The organism is Streptomyces silaceus (assembly GCF_001419745.1).
GTDB lineage: Bacteria > Actinomycetota > Actinomycetes > Streptomycetales > Streptomycetaceae > Streptomyces > Streptomyces silaceus.
Window position 1 is genome coordinate 1 of sequence record NZ_LIRJ01000090.1, and the last position, 9,681, is coordinate 9,681.

General features: G+C 71.3%; 11 protein-coding genes. 7 read left to right on the forward strand and 4 right to left on the reverse strand.

Annotation, left to right across the window (positions count from 1 at the left end; genetic code table 11):
• Together AOK22_RS10645 and AOK22_RS10650 are read right to left on the reverse strand one after the other, a co-directional pair.
• Positions 1 to 1,028 (reverse strand): DEAD/DEAH box helicase (locus AOK22_RS10645; RefSeq protein ID WP_157872211.1); only part of this gene is annotated, 1,028 nt, incomplete at its 3' end.
• A 4-nt stretch (positions 1,029 to 1,032) separates the two neighbouring features.
• The gene (locus AOK22_RS10650; RefSeq protein WP_055698349.1) at positions 1,033 to 1,854 is read right to left on the reverse strand and encodes a class I SAM-dependent methyltransferase; all 822 of its coding nucleotides are present in this window, start codon (positions 1,852 to 1,854) and stop codon (positions 1,033 to 1,035) included.
• 344 nt (positions 1,855 to 2,198) lie between these two features.
• Here AOK22_RS10650 and rpsA point away from each other — a divergent pair, with 344 nt between their 5' ends.
• Positions 2,199 to 3,704 (forward strand): 30S ribosomal protein S1, encoded by a 1,506-nt coding sequence (rpsA, locus tag AOK22_RS10655; protein WP_055698350.1) that lies wholly within the window; start codon positions 2,199 to 2,201, stop codon positions 3,702 to 3,704.
• Positions 3,705 to 3,789: 85 nt separating this feature from the next.
• Here the strand turns inward: rpsA and AOK22_RS10660 are convergent, their stop codons facing one another.
• Complete coding sequence (locus AOK22_RS10660) at positions 3,790 to 4,761, reverse strand: right-handed parallel beta-helix repeat-containing protein (RefSeq protein ID WP_055698351.1); 972 nt, start codon at positions 4,759 to 4,761, stop codon at positions 3,790 to 3,792.
• A 248-nt stretch (positions 4,762 to 5,009) separates the two neighbouring features.
• Between AOK22_RS10660 and AOK22_RS10665 the strand changes: the two genes are divergently transcribed.
• The 4 genes from AOK22_RS10665 (at position 5,010) to AOK22_RS10680 (ending at position 7,441) form a co-directional block, all read left to right on the forward strand.
• Positions 5,010 to 5,948: a PAC2 family protein gene (locus AOK22_RS10665; protein WP_055698352.1), complete on the forward strand. Its 939-nt coding sequence runs from the start codon at positions 5,010 to 5,012 to the stop codon at positions 5,946 to 5,948.
• A 23-nt stretch (positions 5,949 to 5,971) separates the two neighbouring features.
• Entirely contained in the window at positions 5,972 to 6,571 is a 600-nt protein-coding gene (gene coaE / locus AOK22_RS10670; protein WP_055698353.1) for a dephospho-CoA kinase, read from the forward strand.
• Between the two features lie 12 nt (positions 6,572 to 6,583).
• On the forward strand, positions 6,584 to 6,967 hold the full coding sequence (locus tag AOK22_RS10675; protein WP_055698354.1) for a DUF3592 domain-containing protein: 384 nt from the start codon (positions 6,584 to 6,586) through the stop codon (positions 6,965 to 6,967).
• A gap of 78 nt (positions 6,968 to 7,045) precedes the next feature.
• A complete protein-coding gene (locus AOK22_RS10680; RefSeq protein WP_055698355.1) occupies positions 7,046 to 7,441 on the forward strand; it encodes a tetratricopeptide repeat protein in 396 nt (131 codons plus the stop codon).
• A gap of 63 nt (positions 7,442 to 7,504) precedes the next feature.
• Here the strand turns inward: AOK22_RS10680 and AOK22_RS10685 are convergent, their stop codons facing one another.
• Complete coding sequence (locus tag AOK22_RS10685; RefSeq protein WP_055698357.1) at positions 7,505 to 7,765, reverse strand: DUF6343 family protein; 261 nt, start codon at positions 7,763 to 7,765, stop codon at positions 7,505 to 7,507.
• Between the two features lie 128 nt (positions 7,766 to 7,893).
• Here AOK22_RS10685 and AOK22_RS10690 point away from each other — a divergent pair, with 128 nt between their 5' ends.
• A complete protein-coding gene (locus tag AOK22_RS10690; RefSeq protein ID WP_055698358.1) occupies positions 7,894 to 8,796 on the forward strand; it encodes an acyltransferase domain-containing protein in 903 nt (300 codons plus the stop codon).
• A gap of 60 nt (positions 8,797 to 8,856) precedes the next feature.
• Entirely contained in the window at positions 8,857 to 9,549 is a 693-nt protein-coding gene (locus AOK22_RS10695) for a class I SAM-dependent methyltransferase (protein WP_079036482.1), read from the forward strand.
• Positions 9,550 to 9,681 lie beyond the last annotated feature (132 nt).

Consider the following 9,681-nt stretch of genomic DNA (forward strand, 5'->3'; position numbering starts at 1 on the left):
CGCCCGGCCCGCCCCGCCCGCTGCCGCCCCGCCGCCTGCGAGGCCCGCACCGTCGCCAGCGCGCTCAGCCCGCGCGCGTGGTCCACCCGGGGCTCCCGCGCCAGACCCGCGTCCACGACGACCCGCACCCCCGGCACCGTCAGCGACGACTCGGCCACCGCCGTCGCGAGGACCACCCGCCGCCGCTCGCCCGGGGACAGCACCGCGTCCTGCACCGCGGCCGGCGCCCGCCCGTGCACCTGGAGCACCTCGACGTCGCCGAGCCCGCCCAACTGCCCGGCCACCCGCGCGATCTCACCGACCCCGGGCAGAAAGCACAGGACGTCCCCGTCCCGCTCGGACAGCGCCCGCCGGACCACCGACGCCACATGCGCGAGCAGCGCCGGGTCCACCCGCATCCCGTGCGGCGGCCGCACCGGACGCGCGGGCGGCGCCCACACCACCTCCACGGGGTGCGCGACGCCCCGCGCCTCCACCACGGGCGCGTCCCCGAGGGTCCGCGCCCAGCCCTCCGCGTCGGTCGTCGCGGACGCCGCCACCAGACGCAGCTCGGGCCGCAGCGCCGCCCGCACGTCCACCAGGAAGGCGGCCACGGTGTCCGCGTCCAGATGCCGCTCGTGGCACTCGTCGAGGATCACGACGTCCACGCCGGCCAGCTCCTGGTCCCGCTGCAGCCGCTGCAGCAGGACACCCGTCGTGACGACCTCCACGCGCGCGTGCGGCCCCACCACGCGCTCGCCGCGCACCGTGTAGCCGACGCTCCCGCCGACCTTCTCGCCGAGCAGCCACGCCATCCGCCGCGCGGCCGCCCGCGCGGCGATGCGCCGCGGCTCCGCCACGACGACCCGGCGCACGGCGCCGCCCGGCCCGTCGAGGAGCCCCGCGAGGGCCAGGGGCACCAGCGTCGTCTTGCCCGTGCCGGGCGGCGCGCACAGCACGGCGCTGCCCGGCCCCTCCAGAGCGGCGAAGAGGGCGGGCAGCGCGTCGCGTACGGGCAGGTCGAGGGCGTCGTGACGGAGACCGGTCACGTACTCAGTCCCGTACGCACACGTAGATCGCCGTCCCCGGGATCAGGTTTCCGCGCAGCGGGGACCAGCCGCCCCACTCCTGGGTGTTCCAGGCGGGCCACTCCGGCTCCACGATGTCGACGAGACGCAGTCCGGCGGCCACGACGTCCCGCACCCGGTCGCCGATCGTCCTGTGGTGCTCCACGTAGACGGCGTTGCCCTGCTCGTCCTGCTCCACATAAGGAGTGCGGTCGAAATAGGAGGCCGCTACGGAGAGGCCCTCCGGGCCCGGCTCGTCCGGGAACGCCCAGCGCATCGGGTGCGTCGCGGAGAACACGAACCGGCCCCCGGGCCGCAGCACGCGCCGCACCTCCTTGAGGACCAGCACGGGATCGGCGACGAAGGGCAGCGCCCCGTACGCGGAGCAGGCGAGGTCGAAGGAGCCGTCGCGGAACGGCAGCACCCCGGCGTCGGCCTGCACCAGCGGAACGTTTCCGCCGATGCGCAGCGCGTGCTGGAGCTGGCGGTGCGAGAGATCGAGGGCGACCGGGCGCGCACCCTGGGAGAGCAGCCAGCGCGAGCACTGGGCCGCGCCTGCGCCGATCTCCAGGATGTCCTTGCCCTTCAGCTCCTCGGGCGGACCGAGCAGTTCCGCCTCCACCTCGTCGAGGCCCTCGGGGCCCCACACGAAACGGTCGTCCCCGAGGAACGTGCCGTGCTCGATCTGGTACTCGTCGGCGTTCCGGTCCCACCAGCCGCGGTTCGCACGGCTGCTCTCCGTGACATCGGCGTCACGTCGGGTGGCCTCGGGCTCGGGCGGCTCGGACTCTTGGATGATCGGCTCCATCGTCGTAATCTTCCGTCGAACTCGTCGCGAGGGGGCGCTGTGCGGCCCGTGTGGCCTCATGCGACAGGTTTTGTGCCGGGTATGCGGCGTTCCGCCCCGGGTGTGCGCCTTCGCGCATTGACCCTGTCCGGCTGCCCCCGTATGCTACAAGTTGCGCTGCGAGCCTGCGCTCCTCAGACATAGCAGGCTGCGCTCGCGTCTGTTGTATGTCCCCTCGGTTGTCGAGGCGCCTTCCGCTTACCCGGAAGTCGCGCTTCCAAGGCTGTCCGGCTTCTGCAGAGCGAAATCGGCTCCGGCGTTGCAGTACCTACGACTTCAATGTCCGTACCGGAGCCCTTTCCCACATGACGAGCAGCACCGAGACCACCGCCACCAGTCCGCAGGTAGCGGTCAACGACATCGGTAACGAGGAAGCCTTCCTCGCCGCGATCGACGAGACGATCAAGTACTTCAACGACGGCGACATCGTCGACGGCGTCATCGTGAAGGTCGACCGGGACGAGGTCCTGCTCGACATCGGTTACAAGACCGAAGGCGTCATCCCGAGCCGCGAGCTCTCCATCAAGCACGACGTCGACCCGAACGAGGTCGTCGCGGTTGGTGACGAGATCGAGGCCCTGGTTCTCCAGAAGGAGGACAAGGAAGGCCGCCTGATCCTCTCGAAGAAGCGCGCCCAGTACGAGCGTGCCTGGGGCACCATCGAGAAGATCAAGGAAGAGGACGGGATCGTCACCGGTACCGTCATCGAGGTCGTCAAGGGTGGTCTCATCCTCGACATCGGCCTCCGTGGCTTCCTGCCGGCCTCCCTGGTCGAGATGCGCCGCGTCCGCGACCTGCAGCCCTACGTGGGCAAGGAGCTCGAGGCCAAGATCATCGAGCTGGACAAGAACCGCAACAACGTGGTCCTGTCCCGCCGCGCCTGGCTCGAGCAGACCCAGTCCGAGGTCCGCCAGACGTTCCTCACGACCCTGCAGAAGGGCCAGGTCCGCTCCGGCGTCGTCTCCTCGATCGTCAACTTCGGTGCGTTCGTGGACCTCGGCGGCGTCGACGGTCTCGTCCACGTCTCCGAGCTCTCCTGGAAGCACATCGACCACCCCTCCGAGGTTGTCGAGGTCGGCCAGGAAGTCACCGTCGAGGTTCTCGACGTGGACATGGACCGCGAGCGCGTCTCCCTGTCGCTCAAGGCGACGCAGGAAGACCCGTGGCAGCAGTTCGCCCGCACGCACCAGATCGGGCAGGTTGTTCCCGGTAAGGTCACCAAGCTCGTTCCGTTCGGTGCGTTCGTGCGCGTCGACGAGGGCATCGAGGGCCTGGTCCACATCTCCGAGCTGGCCGAGCGCCACGTGGAGATCCCGGAGCAGGTCGTCCAGGTCAACGACGAGATCTTCGTCAAGGTCATCGACATCGACCTCGAGCGTCGCCGGATCTCGCTGTCGCTGAAGCAGGCCAACGAGTCCTTCGGCGCCGACCCGTCGGCCGTCGAGTTCGACCCGACCCTGTACGGCATGGCCGCGTCCTACGACGACCAGGGCAACTACATCTACCCCGAGGGCTTCGACCCCGAGACCAACGACTGGCTCGAGGGCTACGAGACCCAGCGCGAGGCCTGGGAGACCCAGTACGCCGAGGCGCAGCAGCGCTTCGAGCAGCACCAGGCCCAGGTCATCAAGTCCCGCGAGGCCGACGCCCAGGCGGCGGCCGAGGGCGGCGACGCGGCTGGTGCGGCTCCGGCCGCGGCCGGTGGCGGCGGCGGTTCGTACTCCTCGGAGTCGGACGACAACTCCGGCGCCCTGGCTTCGGACGAGGCGCTCGCCGCGCTTCGCGAGAAGCTTGCCGGTGGCCAGAGCTGAGGCTCGCCTCTAGGCGGTAGCTGTTGAACGTCGCGGGCCCGTACCTCTTCGGAGGTGCGGGCCCGCTTCGTTTTCGGGGTACGGACTAGGGCGTCACCTCTATGTTCGTCAGGCCCTTGCCGCCCGTCACCGTGTTGCTCGCGTAGACCGTCGTCCGGCAACCGCCGCTCTGGTTCGTCACGTTGATCGCCAGCTGCTTGTCGCCCGTCGCGCCCGTCAGGGTCGACTTGTTGCCCCGGAAGACCGTGCCGCAGCCCCAGCCGGACTGCTGGGTGTGGGTCTCGTAGCCGTTGTTCGTGGTGTTCTTGCCGGTGTTGTTCTCGATGACGTAGTCGTTGCCCTTCACGTCGATCCACGAGTCGTCGTAGTTGTTGCCGGTCAGGCCCTTGCCGTCGAAGGTGTTGCCCGAGACCCTGCCGCCCGTGGTGCCCTCCTTGAGGTCGATCGCCTCGCCGCCCACGTCGGGACCGATGGTGTTGCCGGTGATCGTCACGTTGTCGCTCTTGTCGGAGAGCGTGTTGGCGCTGCCCACGTAGACGCCCTCGCCCATGCCGCGGTCGTCGTTCCCGGTGTCGTAGATCCGCGAGTTCTTGATCACGCCGTCGCTGCTCGACTTCCGGAAGTGGACGCCCTCCATGTCGAGGCCGTGGACCGTGACGGTGTCCACGACGACGCCCCGCGCCGAGTCGATCATGATGCCCTTCTGGCCGCCGGTGACGGTGATGCCCTTGACCGTCCAGTAGGCGGCGCCGTTCAGATGCAGGCCGTAGCCGCCGCCGGCCGTGAGGACCGCCTTCGGGGAACCGGTCAGCGTGATGCGGGAGTTGGCACTCGCCGCCACGGAGGTCTTGAAGTTCCCGGAGTACGTGCCGTCGGCGAGGTGGATCGTGTCGCCGGGGGAGGCGTCGGTCAGCGCCGCCTTCAGCTCGGCGGCGGAGGCGACCTCGATGGTCCGCGCGGGCGAGGGCGCGGGCGCGGCGCTCGCGGCGACGGCCAGGCCCGGGGAGGCGGCGGTCGCGGTGAGCAGGGCGATGAGGAGGGTTCGTCGGGTGCGCATGGGGGTGGCCTTCCCGTCGGTCTTCCGTGGCTGTTTCTTCTACGTCTGTTCTTCCGCGTCTGTTCTTCTACGTGAACGTCGGGTGTGAGCGTGAACACAGATGACCGTAGGGTCGGTGCATGCGCGCGTCAAGGTACGTACCAGGCAAGGGAGTTCACGCATACGAACAGAGAGCGAGACGGCGCGGCCGGGAATGTGTGTGCCGCCGCGCGCGTTCTTGTCTAGGAACACGAGGAGGAGCGGTCACCGTGCTTGATCCGCAGGGTTTGTACTCATGGGAGCCGAAGGGCCTCGCCGTCGTCGACATGGCGCTCGCCCAGGAATCGGCCGGACTGGTCATGCTGTACCACTTCGACGGCTACATCGACGCGGGCGAGACGGGCGACCAGATCGTCGAACGGCTCACGGACAGCCTTCCCGGGCAGGTGGTGGCGAGGTTCGACCACGACCGGCTCGTCGACTACCGCGCCCGCCGCCCGCTGCTCACCTTCCGCCGCGACCGCTGGACCGGGTACGAGGTGCCGACGCTCGACGTCCGCCTCGTCCAGGACGCCACCGGCGCGCCCTTCCTGCTGCTCTCCGGGCCCGAGCCCGACATCGAGTGGGAGCGCTTCGCGGTCGCCGTCCAGCAGATCGTGGAGCGGCTCGGCGTGCGCCTCTCGGTGAACTTCCACGGCATCCCCATGGGCGTGCCGCACACCCGGCCCGTGGGCCTCACGCCGCACGGCAACCGCACCGACCTGGTGCCGGGCCACAGCAGCCCCTTCGACGAGGCACAGGTGCCGGGCAGCGCCGCGTCCCTGGTGGAGTACCGCCTGATCGAGGCCGGCCACGACGTGCTCGGCGTCGCCGCGCACGTCCCGCACTACATCGCGCGCTCCGCCTACCCGGACGCGGCCCTCACGGTCCTCGAGGCGATCACCGCCGCCACCGGCCTGGTGCTGCCCGGCGTCGCCCACGGACTGCGCACCGAGGCGCACCGCACCCAGACCGAGATCGACCGCCAGATCCAGGAGGGCGACGAGGAGTTGGTCGCGCTCGTCCAGGGCCTGGAGCACCAGTACGACGCGGCGGCGGGCTCGCAGGAGCGGGGCAACATGCTCGCCGAGCCGCTGGACATCCCGTCCGCCGACGAGATCGGCCGTGAATTCGAACGCTTCCTCGCCGAGCGGGAGGGCGACGCGTAATCCCAGGGCCTAAGCTGCCGGTCATGCTGAAAGTAGGCCTGACCGGCGGCATCGGTGCCGGCAAGAGCGAGGTGTCCCGGCTGCTCGTCGCGTCCGGCGCCGTCCTGATCGACGCGGACCGGATCGCGCGTGAGGTGGTCGCGCCGGGAACCGACGGGCTGGCGGCGGTCGTTGAGGCTTTCGGGCGGGAGATCCTCGCCCCGGACGGCTCGCTCGACCGGCCGAAGCTGGGCTCCGTCGTCTTCGCCGACGCCGACAAGCTGGCCGTCCTGAACTCGATCGTGCACCCGCTCGTCGGCGCCCGCTCCGCCGAGCTGGAGCAGTCCGCCCCGGACGACGCGGTGGTCGTCCACGACGTGCCGCTGCTCACGGAGAACGGCCTCGCGCCGCTGTACGACGTCGTGATCGTCGTCGACGCGAGCCCGGAGACCCAGCTCGACCGCCTGGTCCGGCTGCGCGGCATGAGCGAGGAGGACGCCCGCGCGCGGATGGCCGCCCAGGCCACCCGCGAGAAGCGCCGGGAGATCGCGGACATCGTGATCGACAACGACGGCCCGCTGGACGGGCTGCGGCAGCGGGTCGACGAGGTGTGGACCGAGCTCGCGCGAAGGGCGCGCGCCTAGGGAGGGGCAGCGGTGGTCGTACTGGCGGTGGTCACGGCTCTGGGCGGTCTGGTCGCCGTCCTCGCCGGTGCGTACGGCCTGTGGCAGACCCGGCGGATCGCCGCTTCCGGAGCGCTCGCGCAGGCCCTGGTGAAGGCGGCGCCGCCCGGAGCGGAGCGGCCCAGCCTGCAGTTCGAGACGGCCGACGGGCGGGTCGTCGAGGTGGTCTCGCCCGTGCCGCCCACCCGGCGCAGGCCGCTCGCCCCGGGCGACCTGGTCGGCATCGCGTACGACACCGGCGATCCGCGGGAGACGCTCCTGATCGGCGGCGAGCGCACCGGGCTCGACTGGGCCTTCGTCGCCGCGGGCGCGGCGCTCGTCCTCCTGGGCCTCGTACTGGTGGCCACGGCAGCCTGACCTCTTGCGCGTGAGACGGGCGGAATAGACGGGGCCACGGCGGGCGTTGACACAGGCGAGCGAGGGAAGGAGTCCGGCGTGCCCGAAATCACCCCGGAGACCCATGTCATCGATTTCCGTGCGGCCGAGCAGCTCCTTGCCGCGCGGGATCCGCGCGGCGCGGTGAAGCTGCTCGACACGGTCATCGCCGCCCACCCCGAGAACACCGCGGCCCGGCTGCTGCGCGCCCGCGCCTTCTTCGCCGCCGCGCAACTGCGCGCCGCCGAGCTGGAGTTCAGCATCGTCCTGGAGCGCGAGCCGGACAACGCGTTCGCGCACTTCGCCCTCGCCCGCACCTACGAGCGCGGCTCGCGGCACGAGCAGGCGCGCCGCCACTTCCGCCTGGCGGCCGCGCTGGACCCGCAGCCGGAATACGTGGCGGCGGCCCGCTTCGACGAGCCGAACCAGCCGGACCAGCCGGACCGGACCGACTGACGACACGGGCACCGCACCGACTGACGACACGGGCACCGGACCGACCCCCGGCCCCGGAATGGCTCAGGGGGTGTCCGGCGGCTCGTACGGGGGAACGTCCCGCCCCGGCTGGTAGTGCGCCCCCTGACGCATGCGGTGCACGACCCAGGCCAGATCCGCGACGACCACGACGACCAGCACCCCGCACGCCACCGCCCACCCCGTCCGCCCGGTGAGGGCGAAGGCGGCGGTGCCGAAGACCGCCCAGATCAGCCCCCATACGCTGAACCAGAGGCGCATCCGCAGGGGACTGCGCGCGGTCGTCGGTTCACTGCCTGTGCGCATCATGCGAGGTCATCTCCTCCATTCAGGATAAAGAGGGTGGGAACGTGCTGGAAGCGCTCACGGCGGACGACGAACTCGGCGCATGGCTGGCGGCCCTGGAGGAGGCCGGGGAGCCGCGCTCCCCGGCGGTGCTTCCCGGCCCCGACGAACTGCCGGACGTGCTGCTCGACCTCGCCGTGCCGCACGAGGACGTCAACGGCCTCGTGGCGCTCCGCGACCGGCTGTGGGCCGACCCGCAGGCGCGATGGCTGCTCGACCGCTGCGTGGACGCCCTCGTCCGCGACCTGGGCACGGTCGGCGGAGGCGGCCGCATCCCGGTGCTGCCCGAGGAGACGGGGGAGCTCGGGCGGTGCTTCTCCGTGTTCGTGTACGTGGCGGCGCTGGGCCACGTCCGCGCCCACCACCGCGAGCGGGGCGTCCCCGACGACGTCGCGCGCCGCACCCTCGCCGACCTCGGCCGTCATCTGGCGGTGCACCGCAGGGCACGCGGAGCCGCCGGCCTCCTCGTACCCGGCTGGCCCGCCCTGCACTTCCGCGGGGAGCTCTACCAACTGGGGCGGCTGCAGTTCCAGCGGGCCGTGCTCGGCGAGCGGATGGGCGGCGCGACGGCCGCCGCCGGCCATGCGGCGGGCCCCGGCGACCCCTGTCTGAACCTGCACATCACCGACTTCAGGGGCCCGCTGACCCCCGAGGCCTGCGATCGCTCCCTCGCTCTCGCACAGGAGTTCTTCGCCCGTCACTACCCCGAGGAGCGGTACCGGACAGCCGTCTGCCATTCCTGGCTGCTCGACCCGCAGCTGAAGGAGTATCTGCCCGCCGACTCCAACATCGTCCGTTTCCAGGACCGATTCGCCCCGGCGGACGGATACGCGCGCGAGGCGGACGACACCACCCCGGTCGCCTTCGTCTTCGGCGACCACGCCCTTCCCGTGGCCGAACTCCCAAGACGCACAGGGGTGGAGAGGGCCGTGGGCGACCATCTGCGGGCGGGCGGCCACTGGTACGGCGGGCATGGCTGGTTCCCGCTGTAGGCGACGCGCCCCGCGGAACGTGGCAGGGGCACGTCTCGTTGGCCGGGCATGACTGTGGAGATGCGTGAGGGATACGAGGGAACGGGACCCGGCGCGATCACGCCGGACGGCTGCGCGGTCGACCTGTACACGCGCCTGTCGGTGGGGGAGGAGCCCGACGTCGTCGCGGGCGCCGTACCGGCCGGCGCGCACATCCTGGAACTGGGCAGCGGCGCGGGGCGCGTGACCCGCCCGCTCCTCGACCGGGGCTTCCGGGTGACGGCCGTCGACGAGTCCGCCGAGATGCTGGAGAAGGTCGCCGCGCTCGACGGCGGGGTGCGGACGGTGCGGAGCCCCATCGAGAAGCTCGACCTGGACGAGAAGTTCTCCGTGGTGATGCTCGCGTCGTTCCTCGTGCACAGCGGCGACGTCGCCGTCCGCCGCGGTCTGCTGCGGGCCTGCCGCAGCCACGTCACCGACGACGGCTGCGTACTGATCCAGCGCGAGGGCGCGGACTACCACACGAACCTGCCCCGCGAGCGGGTCGACCCGGGCGGCTACACGGTCCGGATCCTCTCGGCGGACCCGGTGGGGGACGGCGTGAACCAGGTCCGTGCGGAGTACGTGTTCCCGGACGCCGTCTGGACCCAGACCTTCCTCGCCCGCCCCCTCACGCCGGAGCAGTTCGAGGAGGCACTCGCCGAGGCCGACCTGAAGGTCGACAAGTACCTCACGGACGACGGCACGTGGGTGCGGGCGGTGCCGAAGGGCTGAGAGATCGCCAGAGATCGCCAGATCGCCGGCCCGGGACCGATGAGTTCCGCGGTGGTGCCCCGTCTACCTCTGTGACAGCAAGGCGACACGCTTCCGAGGAGACCCAAATGTCCACCACCGCCACTCCCGCCA